The sequence below is a fragment of the Streptomyces sp. genome, assembly GCF_019510245.1.
Classification (GTDB): Bacteria; Actinomycetota; Actinomycetes; order Streptomycetales; family Streptomycetaceae; genus Streptomyces.
The window spans coordinates 87809-108001 of the sequence record NZ_JAEKKT010000118.1 but is presented as its reverse complement, the minus strand read 5'-3'; the positions used below and the strand labels follow the sequence as shown (position 1 = coordinate 108001).

Below are 20193 nucleotides of genomic sequence, written 5' to 3'. Positions count from 1 at the left end.
CTGCGGGGCGTCCCGGCCCCTAGGGAACGTGCCGGCGGGCCCGCAGCGCCAGGCTCAACGCCATGACCGCCTGCGGGTCGTCGAGGTCCGTGCCGAGCAACTCCCCGATGCGGGCGAGGCGGTTGTAGAGGGTCTGCCGGTTGAGGTGGAGTTCACGGGCCGTCTCCGCCTTGCGGCCCGCGTGGGCCAGGTAGGTCTCCAGGGTCGGCAGCAACGGCGGCTTGGAGCGGTGGTCGTGGTCGCGCAGCGGGCCGATCGCGCGGTCGACGAAAGCCGCCAGGTCGGGGTGGTCGCGCAGCCGCCACAGGAGGAGGTCGATGTCGAGGCGGCGGGCGTCGAACCAGGGCCGGTCGGAGAGGCCCTGGGCCGCGGCCGCCGTCTCTGCCGCATGCCGCAGGCCCGCCGACACCGCCGCCCAGCCGCCGGCCGCGCCGACCACCACCACCGGCGCAGCGGCTCCGGGACGCTGCATCCCGGCGCGCTCCACCCCCGCCCTGAGCGCTGCCGCGACCCGGTCCGCGACCGTCGTCCGCTCCGCCTCCGAGCGCAGGCCCAGGAGCAGCGGCACGCGGCCCTCGACCGGTCGTACGCCGAGCAGGACGGGCACACCCACGGCGGTCAGCTCCTCGCCCACCGCGCGGGCCAGCACCGCCCAGCCGCCGCCGGGGGGCAGGGCGTCGCCGACCCGCATGACCACCGGCAGCAGCGGGCTGCTGCCGGGCTTGAAGCCGAGGACCCGGGCCTGCGCCGGGGCGTCCTCGGCGGAGATGCGGCCCTCGGCGAGGTCGGTCAGGAAGTCGCCGCGCCCGCGCGCCGCCAGCTCCTCCTCCTGACGGGCCTGCATCAGGACGACGGCCAGGATGCCGGCGGCGCGTTCGGCGGCGATGCGGTGCACCGGGGCGAGCGGCCCGCGGACGGGCAGCAGGACCAACCGGGCGCGCACCGACCCCGCTCCCGGCCCCCCGCCGGGCACGTCCACCAGGACCACCCCGGTCGGCGGCGCGTCCTTGTGCTGGCCGCGCAGTCCCTCCCACACCTGGAGCGGGTCGGCCCCCTCGGGCCCCGAGCCGGCGGCGTACAGGAGCCGGCCGTCGGCGGTCTCCAGGAAGACCGGGTTGCCGCCGAAGTCGGCCAGGATGGCGAGCACCTGGGGGACCCCGCCGCCGCCCAGCAGGGCCTCGGTGCAGCGGCGGTGCACCTCCTCGGCGCGCTGCAGGAGGGCGTAGTGGTGGTTGACGATCTCGGTGTGGATCTCCTCCGTCACCGTCACGAACGGCACCTCGCGGTGCAGCACGACCAGCGGCAGCCCGGTCGCCCGGGCGGTGTCGACGAGGGTGGCGGGCAGCCGGGAGAAACGCGCGCCCAGCTCCACCACCAGGGCGGCGATGCCCCGCTCGGCCAGGGTGCGCACGAACGCCCGCTGCTCGGCCGGCCGGGTGCCCAGGCCGTAGCCGGTGGTCAGCAGCAGTTCGCCGCCCTTCAGCAGCGAGGCGATGTTCGGCACCTCGCCCGCGTGCACCCAGCGCACGGTGCGGTGCAGCCGGTCGGCGCCCGCCAGGATCTCTGGGAGCCCGCTGCGCAGCCCCGGCAGCTCCAGTGCCCGCTGCACGGTGATCCCGGCGCCCTGGTCGTCGGGTTCGCTGCCCCTACCGCTGTCCATGCAGCGGACGCTACCTGGGTGAACGCCTCCACGGCACCTTCCGCTCGGCGCTCCGCCGGGACCCGCTCAGAGCGGTCTGATGTTGTGGTTGAAGCGGAAGACGTTGTCGGGGTCCCAGCGCCGCTTCACCTTGCCGAGCCGCAGCGCGTTCCCCACGCCCAGACCGGCCCGCACCCGGTCCGGGCCCTCGTCGCCGACCAGGTTCAGGCAGACCGCGCCGGTGGACCACGGCCGGACCCCGGCACGGACGGCCCGCACCCACGCGATCACCCGCTCGTCGTCGCCCGGATCCGCCCAGCACCCGAGGGGGTGCACCACCCAGGCCGCGTTCCGGTAGGCCAGCGGGTACTCCGCCGGTCCCGAGGCGACCGCCCCGCCCAGCGGGAACAGCACATCCCTGCTGCCGGCCGGCACCGGCGGGTCCACGCGGCCGCACCAGGCGTCCACCGCCGCGTCGGGCAGATCGGCCAGGCACTCGGCCGACCAGTGGTTCCGCAGCCCGCCCGGAAGGTCCAGCAGCCCCTGCACCTCGCCGTACGGCAGCGGGCCGGCGAGCTCCGCCCCGTGCGGCAGCGCGAGCAGCGGCCCGGCGGCCCTGCGCAGGCCCTCCTCGCCCCCCACGTGGGTCACGAGCACGGTGTACTCCGGGCTGCCCTCGGCGGCGGTCCGGAGCACGGCCCCGCCCACCTGGTCGGGGCCGGTGCGGATCATCTCGCGGAAGGCGCGGACGGCGTCCGGGCCGGACGCCGCGGGGTATCGCAGCAGCGCGGCCGAGAACACCGGCAGGTCGTGCAGCCGGAGCGTGAGCGCGGTGACGACGCCGAAGTTCCCGCCGCCACCGTGCAGCGCCCAGAACAGCTCCGGGTCGGCGTCGGCGTCGGCGTGGACGCGCTCACCGTCAGCGGTCACCAGCTCGACGCCGACCAGGTTGTCGACGGCCGCCCCGAAGGCGCGCTCCAGCCACCCCGACCCGCCGCCCAGCACGAAACCGCAGACTCCGGTGGCGGAGTCCCGGGAACCGGTGGTGGCGAGACCGTAGGCCTGGGCCGCCCGGTCCAGACGGCTCATCACCGCCCCGCCCTGCACCCGTACGGCCTCCGCCACCGGGTCGACGGCCACCCCGTTCATCCGGCGCAGATCCACCACCAGCGCGGCGTCGGCGACCGCCGAGCCCGCCACACCGTGCCCGCCGCCGCGCACCGCGACCTTCAGGTCCAGCTCCCGCCCGAACCGCACGGCACGGACCACGTCGGCCTCGTCCACGCACTGGGCGATCACGGCAGGCCGCCGGTCGACCATGCCGTTGAAAACGGTCCGGGCCTCGTCGTACCCCGGGTCCCTGGGGACGAACACGTCGCCGACCAGATCCTCACGCAGCTCAACGAGAGCCGAGTGCGCCCTCGACGGGGGAGCCATGGTTACCAGCCTAAGCAGCTGGGCGCCCCAAAGGGGGCGCGGGGCCCTGTCTGATATGCGGCTGCCGCCGCGTGGGCGCGACCAGCCCCCACGCACCCGCAGACAACCGACGAGCGGCGGCGCTACCCCCCGTACGCGCCCGACGCAGTCAGCCGCAGCGCCGTATCGATCAACGGCACATGGCTGAACGCCTGCGGGAAGTTCCCCACCTGCCGCTTCAGCCGCGGATCCCACTCCTCCGCCAGCAGCCCGAGGTCGTTGCGCAGCGCGAGAAGCTTCTCGAACAGCTTGCGGGCCTCGTCGACGCGCCCGATCATCGCGAGGTCGTCGGCCATCCAGAACGAGCACGCCAGGAAGGCTCCCTCGTCGCCGGGCAGGCCGTCCACGCCCTCCTCGCCGCCCGAGGTCGGGTAGCGCAGGATGAAGCCGTCCGAGGTGGACAGCTCGCGCTGGATCGCCTCGATGGTGCCGATGACCCGCTTGTCGTCCGGCGGCAGGAAACCCATCTGGGGGATCAGCAGCAGCGACGCGTCCAGCTCCTGCGAGCCGTACGACTGCGTGAAGGTGTTGCGCTCCTTGTCGTAGCCGCGCTCGCAGACGTCCCGGTGGATGTCGTCGCGCAGCTCCTTCCAGCGCTCCAGCGGGCCGTCCGCGTCCCCGGACTCGATCAGCTTGATGGTCCGGTCCACGGCGACCCAGGCCATCACCTTGGAGTGCACGAAGTGCCGGCGCGGCCCGCGCACCTCCCAGATGCCCTCGTCCGGCTCGTCCCAGTGGTCCTCCAGGTAGCGGATCAGCTTCAGCTGGAGGAGGGAGGCGTAGTCGTTGCGGGCGAGGCCGGTCATGTGGGCCAGGTGCAGGGCCTCGGTGACCTCGCCGTAGACGTCGAGCTGGAGCTGGTGCGCCGCGCCGTTGCCGACCCGGACCGGCGCCGAGTTCTCGTAGCCGGGCAGCCAGTCCAGCTCGGCCTCGCCCAGTTCGCGCTCGCCCGCGATGCCGTACATGATCTGCAGGTTCTCGGGGTCGCCGGCGACCGCGCGCAGCAGCCACTCGCGCCAGGCGCGGGCCTCCTCGCGGTAGCCGGTGCGCAGCAGCGAGGACAGGGTGATGGCCGCGTCGCGTAGCCAGGTGTAGCGGTAGTCCCAGTTGCGGACACCGGCGATGTCCTCCGGGAGGGACGTGGTGGGGGCCGCGACGATGCCGCCCGTGGGGGCGTAGGTCAGGGCCTTCAGCGTGATCAGCGAGCGGACCACCGCCTCGCGGTACGGGCCGTGGTACGTGCAGTGCTCGACCCACTCCCGCCAGAAGTCCTCGGTCGCCTGCAGCGACTGCTCCGGCTCCGGCAGCGCGGGCGGCTGCTTGTGCGAGGGCTCCCAGGAGATCGTGAACGCGATCCGGTCGCCCGGGGCCACCGTGAAGTCCGCGTACGTGGTCAGCGCCTTGCCGTAGGTCTCCGCCGAGGTGTCGAACCACACCGAGTCGGGGCCCGCGACGGCGACCGTACGGCCGTCGTGCTTGTGCACCCAGGGGACGACCCGGCCGTAGGAGAACCGCATCCGCAGCACCGAGCGCATCGGCACCCGGCCGGTGACGCCCTCGACGATGCGGATCAGCTGGGGCGCGCCGTCACGCGGGGGCATGAAGTCGGTGACCCGGACCGTGCCGCGCGGGGTGTCCCACTCGGACTCCAGGATCAGCGAGTCGCCGCGGTAGGTGCGGCGCGCCGCGGTCGGCGGCTGGGAGTCGGCCGCGTGCGCCGGGCCGAGCCGCCAGAAGCCGTGCTCCTCGGTGCCCAGCAGACCGGCGAAGATGGCATGCGAGTCGAAGCGGGGCAGGCACAGCCAGTCGACTGTGCCGTCCCGGCAGACCAGGGCAGCGGTCTGCATGTCTCCGATGAGTGCGTAATCTTCGATGCGCCCGGCCACGTGCAACTCCAGTCGAACGGCCACGTCACCCCCCGGGCAGACGGGGGGCTGTCGCTAGTGCGGTCAAGGGGGGTTGTTGTTGTGCGTCGTTGAGCGGTGAAGCAAAGCAGCCCGCCCTGCCCTGAGGCAAAACGACAGTCATAGCTCAACGAACTGCCAAGCTCTCGTTGTTCCGGGAGTTACGGGCGGGGGTGTGCCGTGTTTTCCGGCCGGGCTCGGCAGCGAGTGTCCGAGCAGGATACGACGCACGTAGATGATCTGCGTGCCGCTCCGGGCAACCTGTGTGGGCCGAACGGGTGAGCCCTGGGTGAAAAGCCGGTAAGGGAGGCCCCATGTCCGTGCCGACGTGTGTACGGAGCGTGGCCGGAAGCCATCTCTGCGCGGCGCTGATACCCTGGTAGCCCGTGGACCGGTGGGCGTGAATCCCCCGAACCGCAGCGACGGCACCACCCCGGAAACTCCAGGACGGCAGCCGTACCGCACGACAGACCGCGACCACGGGAGCCCCCTCTTGGCCATGCCGCCGAAATCTACGACGACCAAGCACATCTTCGTCACCGGGGGTGTCGCCTCCTCGCTCGGCAAGGGCCTGACGGCCTCCAGCCTGGGCATGCTGCTCAAGGCCCGGGGCCTGCGCGTCGTGATGCAGAAACTCGACCCGTACCTGAACGTCGACCCGGGCACGATGAACCCCTTCCAGCACGGTGAGGTGTTCGTCACCAACGACGGCGCCGAGACCGACCTGGACATCGGCCACTACGAGCGTTTCCTTGACCGCGACCTGGACGGCTCCGCCAACGTCACCACGGGTCAGGTCTACTCGACGGTGATCGCCAAGGAGCGGCGCGGCGAGTACCTGGGCGACACGGTCCAGGTCATCCCGCACATCACCAACGAGATCAAGCACCGCATCCGCCGCATGGCCACCGACGAGGTCGACGTGGTCATCACCGAGGTCGGCGGCACGGTCGGCGACATCGAGTCGCTGCCGTTCCTGGAGACCGTCCGCCAGGTCCGGCACGAGGTCGGCCGGGACAACGTCTTCGTGGTGCACATCTCGCTCCTGCCGTACATCGGCCCGTCCGGCGAGCTGAAGACCAAGCCCACCCAGCACTCCGTGGCCGCCCTGCGGAACATCGGCATCCAGCCCGACGCGATCGTGCTGCGCTGCGACCGCGAGGTCCCGACGGCCATCAAGCGCAAGATCTCGCTGATGTGCGACGTCGACGAGGCCGCGGTCGTGGCCTGCCCGGACGCCCGGTCGATCTACGACATCCCGAAGACCGTGCACGGCGAGGGCCTGGACGCCTACGTCGTCCGCAAGCTGGACCTGCCGTTCCGCGACGTGGACTGGCGGACCTGGGACGACCTGCTCGACCGCGTCCACAACCCCGACCACGAGATCACCCTCGCGCTGGTCGGCAAGTACATCGACCTGCCCGACGCGTACCTGTCGGTCACCGAGGCGCTGCGCGCCGGCGGCTTCGCCAACAAGGCCCGCGTGAAGATCAAGTGGGTGACCTCGGACGACTGCAAGACCCCGGCCGGCGCGGCGGCCCAGCTCGCCGACGTCGACGGCATCTGCATCCCGGGCGGCTTCGGCGACCGCGGCGTGCTCGGCAAGGTCGGCGCCATCCGCTACGCCCGCGAGAACCGCATCCCGCTGCTCGGCCTCTGCCTGGGCCTGCAGTGCATCGTGATCGAGGCCGCGCGCAACCTGGCCGGCATCCCGGACGCCAACTCCACCGAGTTCGACTCCGCCACCGGCCACCCGGTCATCTCCACCATGGCCGAGCAGCTCGACATCGTCGCCGGCGAGGGCGACATGGGCGGCACCATGCGCCTGGGCATGTACCCGGCCAAGCTGGCCGAGGGCTCCATCGTGCGCGAGGTCTACGACGGCAAGGAGTACGTCGAGGAGCGGCACCGCCACCGCTACGAGGTGAACAACGCCTACCGCGCGGAGCTGGAGAAGAAGGCCGGCATCCAGTTCTCCGGCACCTCCCCGGACGGCAAGCTCGTCGAGTACGTCGAGTACCCGCGCGACGTCCACCCCTACCTGGTCGCCACCCAGGCCCACCCGGAGCTCCGCTCCCGCCCGACCCGCCCGCACCCGCTCTTCGCGGGCCTGGTGAAGGCGGCGGTCGCGCGTCAGCAGGCCGAGGGCGAGCAGGCGAATTCGAAGTAGCACACCGGTTGTACGGTGGCCGGGGTGCATACCTTCAAAGGGTGGGCACCCCGGTTTCATCTGTGCACTTCGAAGGGCGGCAGGGCATGACGATCAAGGACACCCCCGAGGAGTGGGAGATCCGCGCGACGGAGACCCCGTTCGTGGGCAACAAGACCTCGGTCCGCACGGACGAGGTGGTCATGCCCGACGGCTCGGTGGTCCGCCGCGACTACCAGGTCCATCCCGGCTCGGTCGCCGTCCTGGCCCTCGACGAGGAGGACCGGGTGCTGCTCATCCGCCAGTACCGGCACCCGGTCCGGCAGAAGCTCTGGGAGATCCCGGCCGGCCTGCTCGACGTCCCCGGCGAGAACCCGCTGCACGCGGCCCAGCGCGAGCTGTACGAGGAGGCGCACGTCAAGGCGGAGGACTGGCGGGTGCTGACCGACCTGTACACCACCCCCGGCGGCTGCGACGAGGCCGTACGGGTCTTCCTGGCCCGCGATCTGTCGGCGGCCGAGGGGGAGCGGTTCGCGTCGGAGCACGAGGAGACCGACCTGGAGTACGCGCGCGTGCCGGTGGACGAACTGGTGCGCCTGATCCTCGCCGGCGACCTGCACAACACCTGCCTGGTCACCGGTGTCCTCTCGCTGGTCGCCGCCCGCACCGGTGACGGCCTCGACGCGCTGCGCCCGGCCGACGCGCCCTGGCCGGCCCGCCCCTTCGAGTGCTGAATCCTTCCCTCCGGGCCCTGAACCCACCCTCCGGGTGTACCGGTGTGACCATCGCCTGATCCGATCGGGCGATGTGCCCGCCGTGCTCCGCCGGGAACGTCCGCGCACGTGAACTAGGCTCGATGCGATTGAGCCGAAACGCCCGAACCGGAGCCCCGGCGGGCCTGCGTGTGCGGTGGGACGGGAGCGTGGCCCGTGACGGATCAGGCGGTGGACACAGGCGGCGTGCGGCGGTCGGCGCCCGCGGCCACGGACGACCGGTTCCTGGGCCGTACAAGGGAGTTGAAGGAACTGCGCGCCGACATCGAGCGCGCGGGCCTGGACACCATCGCCGGCCGCAAGGCCCCCCGCGCCCGGGTCCTGCTGATCGCCGGCAGACCCGGCTCCGGCCGCACCGCCCTCGCCGCGGAACTCGTCCGGCAGGTCGCCCCCGCCTACCCCGACGGCGTGTTGCGCGCCCGCCTCGCCGAGCCCGACGGCACCCCGGTCCCCGTCGAGCGCACCGCCCGCGACCTCCTCACCGCCCTGCGGCTGCCCACCCCGCCCGGTGCCGCCGCGGACGACCTCACCCACGCCCTGCGCACCGCTCTCGCCAAGCGCCGGATGCTGCTCCTCCTCGATGACGCGCCCGGCGCCGAAGAGGTCGACGTCCTGCTCCCCGACAGCCCGGACTGCCTGGCCGTCGCCGTCTCCGGTGGCCCGCTCACCGGGATCTCGGACGTCCGCCCCTGCACCCTGGGCGGCCTCGACACCAAGTCGGCGGTGGAACTGCTCAGCCGGTACACGGGCTCGGTCCGCATCACCGTCGACCCCCGGTCCGCCGAGTCGCTGGTCGAGGTGTGCCAGGCGCAGCCCGCCGCGCTCGCCCTGGCCGGCGGCTGGCTCGCCGCCCGGCCCCAGGCGGCCGTCGCCGACCTCGCCAAACGGCTGCACGCGGAGCCGGACGACGGTACGGCGCTGGCCCGGGTCTTCCGGTTCGTGCACGAACAGCTGCCGGACCGGTCCGCGCGGATACTGCGCCTCCTCAGCCTGGCCCCGGCCGGGCTGGCCGACCCGCACACCGCCTCCGCCCTGGCCGGCTGCTCGGTCGACACCGCCCGCACCACCCTGGACGAGCTGGTCCGCCTCGGCCTGCTGCACGCCGTGGGCTCCTCGTTGCCCCAGTACGAGGTCCCCGGCTGCCTGCACCCGCTGCTCCTGCTGCTCGCCGAGAGCCACGAGCGGGCCGGCGAGCTCCAGCTGGCCCGCGCCCGGATGCTGGAGCGCACGGTGCGGCTGCTGCAGTCCTGCCGGGCGATCACCGAGACCGACAACCCGCAGGCCCGCGAGAAGCTCCAGGCCCTGCCGCGCGAGCTGCGCTTCCCCACTCCCAGGGCCGCCGCGGAGTGGCTGAGCGTCCGGCGCCCGGCCCTGCTGGCCGCCGCCCGCGCGGCGGTCGCCGACGGCGAGCTCGACACGCTGGCCCGCCGCCTGATGGCGCAGCTGGTCAAGGCCATGGTGGCGCACCTCGGCACCCAGGCCGCGGCCTCCGACCTGTACGGCATCCACGGGCTCGTCCTCGACGTCGCCCGGCGCCGGGACCTGCCCCGCGAGCAGGCCGCCGCGCTGCTGAACCTCGGCGACCTGGACGCGCAGACCGGGCGGACGGCGGACGCGCTGGTGCGATATCGGTCTGCTTTGGACGCCGGACGCAGAGCAAACGACCCGTACGCGACGGGTCGCGCAATGGAATCCGTAGGTGGCACCTACCAGGAGAGGGGGGACTACGACCGGGCCGCCGACTGGTTCGGCCGGGCCCTCTCCGAGCGCCTGGCCCGCGGTGAGCGTGCCGAGGCGGCCCGGCTCTACGGCCGCATCGCCGGCGCGCACACCTACGCGGGCCGCTACGGCGAGGCGCTCCGGGCGTGGCGGGCGGCTGTTTCCGGCCACCGCAAGAACGGTGATGTGCCCGCACAGGCAAGGGCGTTGAGCGAGCTGGCCCGGGTCCAGGAGTACGCGGGACGGCCCGAGGAGTCGCTGCGCACCTGCCAGGAGGCGGTGGAGTGGGCGCGCCGCGCCGAGGACACCCGGCTCCAGGCCGCGCTCCAGCTGCGGCTCGCCGACACGCTGGAGCGCCTCGGCGACTCCACCGCCGCGAGCCTGCACCGCTCGGCCGCCGAGCGCATGCTGAGGGAGGAGCCACCGGACCTCTTCGGGCACTCGGATTCCGACTCCGACCCGGAACACGGCGCTAACGCCTGCGAAATCCGTAGTGCATCCGGCGAAGATTGATGCAATGAAAGGCTAGACAGTCGGAACGCCTTCATTAAACTGGCTCTGCCGCCGGTTCTTCCGCGGTGTCTCCTGGTATGCCGTCGCATGCCGGGTATGCGCGTCTATGCCCCCACACCCTCTGAGCCAAGGACCGTGATCGACGTGAAGGTCGGCATCCCCCGCGAGGTCAAGAACAACGAGTTCCGGGTGGCCATCACCCCGGCCGGCGTGCACGAGCTGGTGCGGCACGGCCACCAGGTCGTCATCGAGCGCGGCGCGGGCCTCGGCTCGTCGATCCCGGACGACGAGTACGTCGCCGCGGGCGCCACGATCCTGGACACCGCCGACGAGGTGTGGGCCACCGCCGACCTGCTGCTGAAGGTCAAGGAGCCGATCGCGGAGGAGTACCACCGCCTTCGCAAGGACCAGACCCTCTTCACCTACCTTCACCTGGCCGCGTCCAGGGAGTGCACGGACGCCCTCCTGGAGCCCGGCACCACGGCGATCGCCTACGAGACCGTCGAGCTGCCCAGCCGTGCGCTCCCGCTGCTCGCCCCCATGTCCGAGGTCGCGGGCCGGCTCGCCCCGCAGGTCGGCGCCTACCACCTGATGCGCGCCGCCGGCGGCCGTGGCGTCCTGCCCGGCGGTGTGCCGGGCGTGCTGCCCGCGAAGGCCGTCGTCATCGGCGGTGGTGTCTCCGGCTGGAACGCCGTGCAGATCGCCATCGGCATGGGCTTCGACGTGACCCTGCTCGACCGCGACATCAACAAGCTGCGCGAGGCCGACCGGATCTTCGGCACCAAGGTCAAGGCCGTCATGTCCAACGCCTTCGAGCTGGAGAAGGCCTGCCTGGAGGCCGACCTCGTGGTCGGCGCGGTGCTCATCCCGGGTGCCAAGGCCCCGAAGCTCGTCACCAACGAACTGGTCTCCCGCATGAAGCCGGGAAGTGTCCTTGTCGACATCGCGATCGACCAGGGCGGCTGCTTCGAGGACTCCCGCCCCACCACGCACGCCGAACCGACCTTCAAGGTCCACGAGTCGGTCTTCTACTGCGTCGCCAACATGCCCGGCGCGGTGCCCAACACCTCCACCTACGCGCTCACCAACGCCACGCTCCCGTACATCGTCTCGCTCGCGGACAACGGCTGGGCCGAGGCGCTGCGCCGCGACGCCGCGCTCGCCAAGGGCCTCAACACCCATGACGGCAAGGTCGTCTACAAGGAGGTCGCCGAGGCGCACGGCCTGGAGCACGTGGACCTCGACACGCTCATCGGCTGAGCCGGCCCGGACGGGCAAGTCACCTTTTCGTAAAGGCGATACGTCAACAAGCCGCGTCAAGCGCGCACGACCGGCCGGACCTTGCCCGACAAGGTCCGGCCGGATGTGTGTATGGTCACTTTGCGACTTGCGGTCAACTCGCCTCGAACGTAACCCTTCGACCGATTCGCACACCGGTGAAACCTGCTGTGCGACGGCCGTACGCCCTTGACAGCGGGATGTTTCATTGCCGACACATCCTGCCGGGTCCGGCGGATTGTGTTGCTGCGAACGCCCGACACGCCATAGAGTCGCCAACCGTCGGCATAGTGCCACGCTGACCTGTCTAGAAGTTTCCTGGTCACCAAGGAGGTAAGACGACTTGTGAATGAGTCGACATTTTCTCCCGGGGGTGGTCAACCAGGAATGCCGGTACGGGACCAGGGTCCCGCGGGGTTCGAGGCTGTCGGCTCCGTCGCGGTGCGTACCTTCGCAGCAGCCCGGACTCCGCTGACCACGCGGACAGCACACCAGAGCATGGATGGCCATCACGTGAACGCCATGGCCGGCGACGGAAGTGGCGCGCCCCACAACCAATTCGCCGACTACGACGAACTGCCCGAGGGGCACTTCTACGACCCCGACGCCGAGTACGAGCCCGATCCGGAGTACGCGGCCACGCTCGCGCCCGACGCGGCCCGCCAGCGCCGCGAGCGCGTCGGCCCGACCGGGCGCCCGCTGCCGTACTTCCCGATCCCGGGCCCGGTGACCAGTCACGGCCCCGCGACGATCATCGCGATGTGCAACCAGAAGGGCGGCGTCGGCAAGACCACGTCGACCATCAACCTGGGTGCCGCGCTCGCGGAGTACGGCCGGCGGGTGCTGCTCGTGGACTTCGACCCGCAGGGCGCGCTGTCGGTCGGTCTCGGCGTCAACCCGATGGAGCTCGACCTCACCGTCTACAACCTGCTCATGGAGCGGGGCATGGCGGCCGACGAGGTCCTCCTGAAGACCGCGGTCCCCAACATGGACCTGCTGCCCTCCAACATCGACCTGTCGGCCGCCGAGGTCCAGCTGGTCTCCGAGGTCGCCCGCGAGTCGACGCTGCAGCGCGCACTGAAGCCGCTGCTGCCCGACTACGACTACATCGTGATCGACTGTCAGCCCTCGCTCGGCCTGCTCACGGTCAACGCGCTGACGGCCGCTCACAAGGTGATCGTGCCGCTGGAGTGCGAGTTCTTCGCCCTGCGTGGGGTGGCCCTGCTGACCGAGACCATCGAGAAGGTCCAGGAGCGGCTCAACCCGGAGCTGGAACTCGACGGCATCCTCGCCACGATGTACGACTCGCGCACGGTCCACAGCCGTGAGGTGCTGGCCCGTGTGGTCGAGGCGTTCGACGACCACGTCTACCACACGGTCATCGGCCGCACGGTCCGCTTCCCGGAGACCACGGTCGCCGGCGAGCCGATCACCACGTACGCCTCCAACTCCGTCGGTGCCGCCGCCTATCGCCAGCTCGCCAGGGAGGTGCTCGCCCGGTGTCACGCCGAGTGAGTCTGCCCGGGGCCGACGAACTGTTCCGTACGACCGGGGGGATGGCGTTGCAGCCGTCCACCCCCAGGCGCCCGGCCAACGGCGAGGCCCGGGTGCCGGCCCCCGCGACTCCCGCGGGGGAGAACGACGACACGGCGGCGCAGGCCGCGGAGGACGCGCCGCACGCGGTGCCCGTGCAGGGCGGCGACGGCGAGGGTGCGGAGCACGTGGCGGCGGAGGCCGAGCCGGCCGATGCCGGCGAGTCCCGCAACCGCGTGGCGTCGGCCACGGTGGGGCCCTCCGGGCCGCGCCGGCAGGGGGCGCAGGAAGGTTCTGGCGCCGACGACCAGCCGCGCAAGCGCGGGGGCAGGGCGCCCGCCCGGCGGCCCAGCGGGCGGGAGCGGCACGACGAGAAGATCACCGTGTACGTCTCCGCCGAGGAGCTGATGGACCTGGAGCACGCCCGCCTCGTGCTCCGGGGCGAGCACGGGCTCGCCGTGGACCGGGGCCGGATCGTCCGCGAGGCGGTCGCCGTGGTCCTGGCCGACCTGGAGTCCCGCGGGGACGCGAGCATCCTCGTACGACGGCTGCGCGGGCGGTAGGAGTAGCCTGCGGGGGCTATGACCTCGAACGACGTTCCCGCTTCCGGCGCCGCCTCCGGCGGACGTCGGCGTGCGCTGGGGCGGGGGCCGGGGGGTACGCCTCCGGCGCCGCAGGCGGTGCCGTTGGCGGACGAGGGGCCGTCGTCGGTTGAGGTCGCCGGTCCGGCGGAGGCCGGTGGACCGTTGTGCCCCCCCGTTCCTCCCCCAGTGCCCGAAGCGCCTGGGGGGACCCCCAGCGGAACGCCTGCCCACAACGGCAGCGTGTCTCCGGAGGAATCCGGCGCTGCCGAAGCCCCCGACGGTGTCTTCAAAGTCCGGCTCGCCAACTTCGAGGGGCCCTTCGACCTGCTCCTCCAGCTGATCTCCAAGCACAAGCTGGACGTCACCGAGGTCGCGCTCTCGAAGGTGACCGATGAGTTCATGGCGCACATCCGGGCCATGGGGCCGGACTGGGACCTGGACCAGACGACCGAGTTCCTCGTCGTGGCCGCCACGCTGCTCGATCTGAAGGCCGCCCGGCTGCTGCCCGCCGCCGAGGTCGAGGACGAGGCCGACCTGGCGTTGCTGGAGGCCCGGGACCTGCTGTTCGCGCGGCTGCTGCAGTACCGGGCGTACAAACAGATCGCCGACATCTTCAACCGGCGCCTGGACGACGAGGCCCGCCGCTGGCCCCGTACCGTCGGCCTCGAACCGCATCTCGCCGAGCTGCTGCCCGAGGTGGTCATCAGCATCGGCCCGGAGGGGTTCGCCAAGCTCGCGGTCAAGGCGATGCAGCCCAAGCCCAAGCCGCAGGTGTACGTCGACCACATCCACGCCCCGCTGGTCAGCGTGCAGGAGCAGGCCGGGATCGTGGTCGCGCGGCTGCGGGAACTGGGGGAGGCCAGCTTCCGGGTGCTCGTCGAGGACACCGACAGCACGCTCACCGTCGTGGCCCGTTTCCTGGCGCTCCTGGAGCTGTACCGGGAGAAGGCCGTCGCCCTCGACCAGGAGACCGCCCTCGGGGACCTGATCGTGCGGTGGACCGGCGGGGACGGGGGGACCCAGCCGACGGTGACCGACGAATTCGACCGGCCGCCCGAGCCGCCCAAGGAGGAGAAGGCGTGAGCGAGGAGACCACCGCGCTGCCGGCGGGGCTGCGGCCCGTCGCCGAACTCGACCTCAAGCCGGCCCTGGAGGCGGTGCTCATGGTCGTGGACGAGCCCGCCACCGCCGAGCACCTGTCCAAGCTCCTGGAGCGGCCCAGGCAGACGATCACGAAGGCGCTGCGGGCGCTGGCCGAGGAGTACACCGCACAGGGCCGCGGCTTCGAGCTGCGGTTCGTCGCGGGCGGCTGGCGCTTCTACACGCGCGGCGAGTACGCGCCCGCCGTCGAGCGGCTGGTCCTGGAGGGGCAGACCGCGCGGCTGACCCAGGCCGCCCTGGAGACCCTCGCGGTCGTCGCGTACCGCCAGCCGGTGAGCCGCAGCCGGGTCTCCGTCGTCCGCGGGGTCAACTGCGACGGTGTCATGCGCACCCTGCTCCAGCGCGGTCTGGTCGAGGAGGCGGGCGCGGAACCCGAAACAGGTGCGATCCTGTACAGGACGACGAACTACTTCCTGGAGCGGATGGGCCTGCGCGGCCTGGACGAGCTCCCGGAGCTCGCGCCCTTCCTCCCGGAGGCGGAGGCGATCGAGGCCGAGACCCAGGAGGGCGTGCCGTCGTTCGATCCGGACGCTCCGGATTCCGAGGACGCAGACGACAAGACGGAACTTTGATGCGAAGCAGCAGCGGCAGGAACAGCAGCGGAAACAACGGCGGGAGCCGTGGTGGCAACAGCGGCGGCCGCGGCGGGAGCAGCGGTGGGCGCGGTAACTACCGCGGCGCCGGGAACGCCCGCGACGACAAGCAGGGCGCCGGCCGGCCGAAGAAGCCGCGCCCGGAGGAGCGGCGCTACGACGTAGGCCCGGGCGCCACCCAGGACGGCCCGAAGTCGGGCCGTGGCGCCTCGGCGCGCGGCGGCGCCAAGGGCGGACCCCGGCAGGGGCAGAGCACCGGGCGCGGCCGTACGGCTCCGGCGAGCTCCCGTGAGTACGACGCCCGCGCGGAGGAGCGCAACCGGGAGCGGTACGCGGGCAAGAAGGACGTGAAGCTGCCCAAGACCTTCCCGGGTGCCGAGCAGGAGGGCGAGCGGCTGCAGAAGGTCCTCGCCCGCGCGGGCTACGGCTCCCGGCGCGCCTGCGAGGAGCTGATCGAGCAGGCGCGCGTCGAGGTCAACGGCGAGATCGTGCTGGAGCAGGGCAAGCGGGTCGACCCGGAGAAGGACGAGGTCCGCGTCGACGGGCTGACCGTCGCCACGCAGTCGTACCAGTTCTTCTCGCTGAACAAGCCGGCCGGTGTGGTGTCCACCATGGAGGACCCGGACGGGCGGCAGTGCCTCGGCGACTACGTCACCAACCGGGAGACCCGGCTCTTCCACGTGGGGCGCCTGGACACCGAGACCGAGGGCGTCATCCTGCTCACCAACCACGGTGAGCTGGCGCACCGGCTGACCCACCCCAAGTACGGCGTGAAGAAGACCTACCTCGCGCACATCGTGGGCCCCATCCCGCGCGACCTCGGCAAGAAGCTCAAGGACGGCATCCAGCTGGAGGACGGGTACGCACGCGCGGACCACTTCCGGGTGGTCGAGCAGACCGGCAAGAACTACCTGGTCGAGGTCACCCTGCACGAGGGCCGCAAGCACATCGTGCGGCGCATGCTGGCCGAGGCCGGGTTCCCGGTCGACAAGCTGGTGCGGGTCGCCTTCGGGCCGATCACCCTCGGCGACCAGAAGTCGGGCTGGCTGCGCCGCCTGTCCAACACCGAGGTCGGAATGCTCATGAAGGAAGTCGACCTGTAGACCTCGCCACCCCGTACACGAGGGTGTGCGGCTTTCTGGCGGCCGGTTCCGGGTATCCCGGGACCGGCCGCCGCCGTATCCGTCAACGGTGCCCCAGCGGCCGCTGGGGGATTGCACGGTCGTGGCGGGTTTCTTTATAGTCGCAGAGACTATTACTCGCATCGATCACCGAGGGGGTGGACGGGCGCATGCAGGGCTACGACAAGTACGCCTTCGAACCCTTCGCCGTCACCGTCGACCTCGCCGTCCTCACCCTCCGCGCCGGCGCCCTGCACGTGCTGCTCGTCGAGCGCGGGCAGGAGCCGTACGCCGGACAGTGGGCGCTGCCCGGCGGCTTCCTGCTGCCGCGGGAGTCGGCCGAGACGGCGGCCCGGCGGGAACTCGCCGAGGAGACCGGACTGTCGGACGTGTCCGGACTGCACCTGGAGCAGCTGCGGACCTACAGCGAGCCGGACCGCGACCCGAGGATGCGGGTCGTCTCCGTCGCCTTCACCGCGCTGCTGCCCGACGCCCCCGAGCCGCACGGCGGGGGCGACGCGGCCCAGGCGCGCTGGCTGCCGTACGACCCGGGCCGCCCGCTCGCCTTCGACCACGACCGGATCCTGGCCGACGCCCACGAACGGGTCGGTGCGAAGCTGGAGTACAGCTGTCTCGCCACCGCCTTCTGCCCGCCCGAGTTCACGCTCGGCGAGCTGCAGCACGTCTACGAGACCGTGTGGGGCGTCGCGCTGGACCGCCCCAACTTCCGCCGCAAGGTGCTCGCCACCCCCGGCTTCGTCGAACCCGTCCCCGGCGCCGCCCGGCTGACCGGCGGCCGCGGCAAACCGGCCGCCCTCTACCGCGCGGGCACCGCCACCGCGCTCCACCCGCCCCTGCTCCGCCCGTCCCGGGAAGGACGCCCCGCATGACCACGAACCTCGGCGACAAGCGCGCCGCCACCGGCTCCCTGATCGGCCTCGCCCTCGGGGACGCGCTCGGCTTCCCCGCCGAGTTCAACGACGTGCCGTCCATACTCGCCGAGTCGGGACCGTGGCGGGAGATGGCGCTGCCGAGGCCGGCCGTCGTCTCCGACGACACCCAGATGACCCTCGCCGTGGGACACGCCGTGCGCACCGCGATGGACCGCGGAGTACTCGCGCCCGAGCACCTGGAACGGCCGCTGCGCGCGGAGTTCGTGGCCTGGTACGAGTCGCCGGACAACAACCGGGCGCCGGGCAACACCTGTCTGCGTGCGTGCGCGCTCCTGAAGGACGAGGGCCGGGCCTGGCAGGACGCCAGCCAGATCGACTCCAAGGGCTGCGGCGCCAACATGCGGGTCGCGGCCCTCGGACTCGCGCCGGGGCTGAGCGACGAACAGCGTGCCGGGGCCGCCCAGTTGCAGGCCGCGCTCACTCACGGCCACCCCACCGCCCTGGCCGCCTCCGACCTCACCGCGCGTGCCGTGCACCTGCTCGCGCAGGGGGCCGAACCGGACGGTCTCGTCGGGCAGTTGCGGTCGTACGCCCGGGAGAACCGCACCCGCTACCACCACAGCTGGCTCGGCGACCTGTGGACGCGCGGCCAGGACGCGACCCCCGAGGAGTTCACGGCGCGCGGCTGGGACGAGTGCCTGGAGATCCTCGACCGGCTCCAGGAGGCCGTGCGGACCGCCTCGCCGGAGGCCGACCCCTGCCTGGCCACCGGCGCCGGCTGGATCGCCGAGGAGGCACTGGCCACCGGTCTGCTCTGCTTCCTGCTCTTCCCCGGCGAGCCGCTGTTCGCGCTGCGCCGGGCCGCCTGCTCCTCCGGCGACTCGGACTCGATCGCCTGCCTCACCGGGGCGTTCGCGGGCGCCTGGCTGGGCGCGGACGCCTGGCCGACGGAGTGGGCCGACCGGATCGAGTACGGGGGCGACCTGCTCACCCTGGGCGCGCTCTGGGACGCTTGAGGGCACGGGGCGCAGAGCAGCCTCAGCGCTGCCCGACGCCCTGCACGACCCGGTGGTCCGCGTGCGTCTGGAGGGCTGAGTCCCGGCGCACCCGGAACAGGAAGTCGGCCACGCGCGCGTGGTCCGGTTCCGCCGGGAGCGGGCTGCCGCGCAGGGCCTGCTCGGTCTCCGCGGCGAGCCGGGCCATCCGGGACTCGACCTCAGCCCAGGAGACCTCGCCCCGCTTCACCGCCAGGAACTCCGCGCGCATGTCGCCGACGTCGATCGTCAGCTCGCCGGTGCGCAGCAGATCTCGGGCACTGGTCAGGAGCCGCAGCAGGTGCATCGCGTGCTTCCAGCGCGGGGCGCCGTGCGTCCGGACGTCCGCGTCGAGCTTCCGGCGCTGGCCGAGGGCATAGCGGGTGAACGTGTCGTAGGCGCGCCGGGAGAGGAAGGCCCCGCGCAGGGCGAGCAGGCCGCGGCCCGTGTCGTCGGCGTGTTCGACCAGGGGCGAGTGCAGGCACTCCAGGATGTTCGGATTGCCCCGCAGCGCCAGCTCGCAGAACCGCTCCAGCTCCCAGGAGAACTGCTCCTCGCCCGGCCCCTCGACATGCGTGGGCGGCTTCTCGAAGCCCCAGAAGAGGGGGGTGGGGGCGAGGAACACACCCCGGCGGTCGGTGTCGCTGTCCTCGGTGGCCAGCCCGAAGGCCCGCGACCCCATGACACAGGCGTAGATCGTGTGGTCGCGTACCAGGTCCTCGGGCTGCATGCCCGGGAGAGTACGCGGCCGCTCACCCCAGGGTGATCGAATTTCCGCTCACCGTGATCGACTCGGCCGGCAGCGGCCTCGTCGCCGGACCGTGGGCGACCGAGCCGTCGGCGATGTGGAACTTGCTGCCGTGGCAGGGGCAGTCGATGGTGCCGTCCGCCACCTTCGCCACGGTGCAGCCCATGTGGGTGCAGATCGCCGAGAAGGCCTTGAACTCGCCCTTGGCCGGCTGGGTCACCACGATCTTCTGGTCCTTGAAGATCGTGCCGCCGCCCTCCGGGATCTCACTCGTCTGCGCCAGCGCCTTCCCGGCGGCGGAGGAGCCTGCGGTGGGCGACGCCGCGGGGGAGGCGGGCGTCTCAGCCGCGCTGGGCGTCTCGGACGAGGCGGGTGTCTCGGTCGAGCCCGCGGAGCTGTTGCCGTTGTTGTTGCCGCAGCCCACGCAGGTCGCGGCGAGCGCCGCGGTACCCGTTGTGAGCATGGTGCGCCGAGTGGAGCCCTCGGTCATGTCGTCACTCCGAACGTGCGGAAGAACCAGAATGCGGACGTCAGCCAGACGAGCGTGAGCACGGCGAACACCAGCCCACCGACGATCGGCAGCAGCCAGCCAGGGAGTCGCTCCCAGCGGAGCAGCAGCATCTTGGCACTGAAAACACCGAAGAAGAAGCAACCCAGGATGGAGTGCCACAAAACGCGTGTTTCGTACGTCTGATAGCCCAACGCGTACAGGCAGTGCACCGCGACGGGGACGGCGACCAGGAAGGCGATCCGTCCCGACCAGCGGTGCAGGCCCGAGGACCAGCGTGGTCCCGGCAGCTTCCCGTACAGCATCAGCGCGGAGACCAGCTGGACGACCGCGAAGAAGAGCGCGATCGAGGCCAGCCACGTCTTCCCCGCGAACGTGCTGCTGAAGGCGCCGAGGCCGAAGACGCTCCCGGTCGGGTGGTGGACCCTGCCGTACACGCCGAGGGCGACCGCGACCGCGCCGGCCACCAGGACGGGGACGAGACAGCGGGCGGGGTGCGGACCGCGGCGGTGCGGCTCGGGCGGCGGCCAGTTCTCGGCGGCGGCGTTCGGGTCGGCGGTCAAGGTC

The 20193-nt window shown here is 72.2% G+C and carries 17 protein-coding genes; 11 read left to right on the top strand and 6 right to left on the bottom strand.

Translation table 11 applies throughout. From position 1 onward, the window contains the following. Positions 1-19: 19 nt before the first annotated feature. From JF597_RS10050 to JF597_RS10040, 3 genes are all read right to left on the bottom strand, one after another. Complete coding sequence (locus tag JF597_RS10050; RefSeq protein WP_293991971.1) at positions 20-1660, bottom strand: PucR family transcriptional regulator; 1641 nt, start codon at positions 1658-1660, stop codon at positions 20-22. Between the two features lie 66 nt (positions 1661-1726). Continuing rightward, positions 1727-3076, bottom strand: coding sequence for an FAD-binding oxidoreductase (locus JF597_RS10045; RefSeq protein WP_293991968.1), 1350 nt, complete (start codon positions 3074-3076; stop codon positions 1727-1729). 122 nt (positions 3077-3198) lie between these two features. After that, a complete protein-coding gene (locus JF597_RS10040; protein ID WP_293991966.1) occupies positions 3199-5001 on the bottom strand; it encodes a glycoside hydrolase family 15 protein in 1803 nt (600 codons plus the stop codon). A 517-nt stretch (positions 5002-5518) separates the two neighbouring features. Here JF597_RS10040 and JF597_RS10035 point away from each other — a divergent pair. The 11 genes from JF597_RS10035 (at position 5519) to JF597_RS09985 (ending at position 18352) form a co-directional block, all read left to right on the top strand. Next, positions 5519-7189 carry a CTP synthase gene (locus JF597_RS10035; RefSeq protein ID WP_293991963.1) on the top strand — a complete coding sequence of 557 codons (1671 nt, stop codon included), beginning with the start codon at positions 5519-5521 and terminating at the stop codon, positions 7187-7189. A gap of 86 nt (positions 7190-7275) precedes the next feature. Beyond that, on the top strand, positions 7276-7902 hold the full coding sequence (locus JF597_RS10030) for an NUDIX hydrolase (RefSeq protein WP_293991961.1): 627 nt from the start codon (positions 7276-7278) through the stop codon (positions 7900-7902). A 195-nt stretch (positions 7903-8097) separates the two neighbouring features. Continuing rightward, positions 8098-10173, top strand: coding sequence for a tetratricopeptide repeat protein (locus tag JF597_RS10025; protein WP_293991959.1), 2076 nt, complete (start codon positions 8098-8100; stop codon positions 10171-10173). Between the two features lie 135 nt (positions 10174-10308). After that, positions 10309-11433, top strand: coding sequence for an alanine dehydrogenase (gene ald, locus JF597_RS10020; protein ID WP_293991956.1), 1125 nt, complete (start codon positions 10309-10311; stop codon positions 11431-11433). A gap of 405 nt (positions 11434-11838) precedes the next feature. After that, on the top strand, positions 11839-12966 hold the full coding sequence (locus tag JF597_RS10015) for a ParA family protein (protein ID WP_093504821.1): 1128 nt from the start codon (positions 11839-11841) through the stop codon (positions 12964-12966). Between the two features lie 41 nt (positions 12967-13007). Continuing rightward, entirely contained in the window at positions 13008-13547 is a 540-nt protein-coding gene (locus tag JF597_RS10010) for a hypothetical protein (RefSeq protein WP_293991951.1), read from the top strand. Between the two features lie 18 nt (positions 13548-13565). Then, entirely contained in the window at positions 13566-14651 is a 1086-nt protein-coding gene (locus JF597_RS10005) for a segregation/condensation protein A (RefSeq protein WP_293991948.1), read from the top strand. After that, on the top strand, positions 14648-15301 hold the full coding sequence (gene scpB / locus JF597_RS10000) for an SMC-Scp complex subunit ScpB (protein WP_293991946.1): 654 nt from the start codon (positions 14648-14650) through the stop codon (positions 15299-15301). Before JF597_RS10005 ends, scpB begins: the two co-directional genes overlap by 4 nt. Next, on the top strand, positions 15301-16425 hold the full coding sequence (locus tag JF597_RS09995) for a pseudouridine synthase (protein WP_293991944.1): 1125 nt from the start codon (positions 15301-15303) through the stop codon (positions 16423-16425). The genes scpB and JF597_RS09995 overlap by 1 nt, the downstream gene beginning before the upstream one ends. A 188-nt stretch (positions 16426-16613) precedes the next feature. Further along, a complete protein-coding gene (locus JF597_RS09990; protein ID WP_293991942.1) occupies positions 16614-17333 on the top strand; it encodes an NUDIX domain-containing protein in 720 nt (239 codons plus the stop codon). Continuing rightward, the gene (locus JF597_RS09985) at positions 17330-18352 is read left to right on the top strand and encodes an ADP-ribosylglycohydrolase family protein (protein ID WP_293991939.1); all 1023 of its coding nucleotides are present in this window, start codon (positions 17330-17332) and stop codon (positions 18350-18352) included. Before JF597_RS09990 ends, JF597_RS09985 begins: the two co-directional genes overlap by 4 nt. Before the next feature lie 22 nt (positions 18353-18374). Here the strand turns inward: JF597_RS09985 and JF597_RS09980 are convergent, their stop codons facing one another. The 3 genes from JF597_RS09980 to JF597_RS09970 are packed head-to-tail and all read right to left on the bottom strand — an operon-like array spanning position 18375 to position 20189. After that, a complete protein-coding gene (locus JF597_RS09980; protein ID WP_293991937.1) occupies positions 18375-19100 on the bottom strand; it encodes a nucleotidyltransferase domain-containing protein in 726 nt (241 codons plus the stop codon). 22 nt (positions 19101-19122) lie between these two features. Continuing rightward, the gene (locus JF597_RS09975) at positions 19123-19608 is read right to left on the bottom strand and encodes a Rieske (2Fe-2S) protein (protein ID WP_293991935.1); all 486 of its coding nucleotides are present in this window, start codon (positions 19606-19608) and stop codon (positions 19123-19125) included. Next, complete coding sequence (locus JF597_RS09970; protein WP_293991932.1) at positions 19605-20189, bottom strand: DUF6529 family protein; 585 nt, start codon at positions 20187-20189, stop codon at positions 19605-19607. Before JF597_RS09970 ends, JF597_RS09975 begins: the two co-directional genes overlap by 4 nt. Between the last annotated feature and the right edge of the window lie 4 nt (positions 20190-20193).

Bases quoted from the DNA above. Each gene is read 5' to 3' on its own strand.
- JF597_RS10050 (WP_293991971.1), bottom strand. From the start codon at position 1,660: ATGGACAGCGGTAGGGGCAGCGAACCCGACGACCAGGGCGCCGGGATC.
- JF597_RS10045 (WP_293991968.1), bottom strand. From the start codon at position 3,076: ATGGCTCCCCCGTCGAGGGCGCACTCGGCTCTCGTTGAGCTGCGTGAG.
- JF597_RS10035 (WP_293991963.1), top strand. From the start codon at position 5,519: ATGCCGCCGAAATCTACGACGACCAAGCACATCTTCGTCACCGGGGGT.
- JF597_RS10030 (WP_293991961.1), top strand. From the start codon at position 7,276: ATGACGATCAAGGACACCCCCGAGGAGTGGGAGATCCGCGCGACGGAG.
- JF597_RS10015 (WP_093504821.1), top strand. From the start codon at position 11,839: ATGCCGGTACGGGACCAGGGTCCCGCGGGGTTCGAGGCTGTCGGCTCC.
- JF597_RS10010 (WP_293991951.1), top strand. From the start codon at position 13,008: ATGGCGTTGCAGCCGTCCACCCCCAGGCGCCCGGCCAACGGCGAGGCC.
- JF597_RS10005 (WP_293991948.1), top strand. From the start codon at position 13,566: ATGACCTCGAACGACGTTCCCGCTTCCGGCGCCGCCTCCGGCGGACGT.
- JF597_RS09995 (WP_293991944.1), top strand. From the start codon at position 15,301: ATGCGAAGCAGCAGCGGCAGGAACAGCAGCGGAAACAACGGCGGGAGC.
- JF597_RS09990 (WP_293991942.1), top strand. From the start codon at position 16,614: ATGCAGGGCTACGACAAGTACGCCTTCGAACCCTTCGCCGTCACCGTC.
- JF597_RS09985 (WP_293991939.1), top strand. From the start codon at position 17,330: ATGACCACGAACCTCGGCGACAAGCGCGCCGCCACCGGCTCCCTGATC.
- JF597_RS09980 (WP_293991937.1), bottom strand. From the start codon at position 19,100: ATGCAGCCCGAGGACCTGGTACGCGACCACACGATCTACGCCTGTGTC.
- JF597_RS09975 (WP_293991935.1), bottom strand. From the start codon at position 19,608: ATGACCGAGGGCTCCACTCGGCGCACCATGCTCACAACGGGTACCGCG.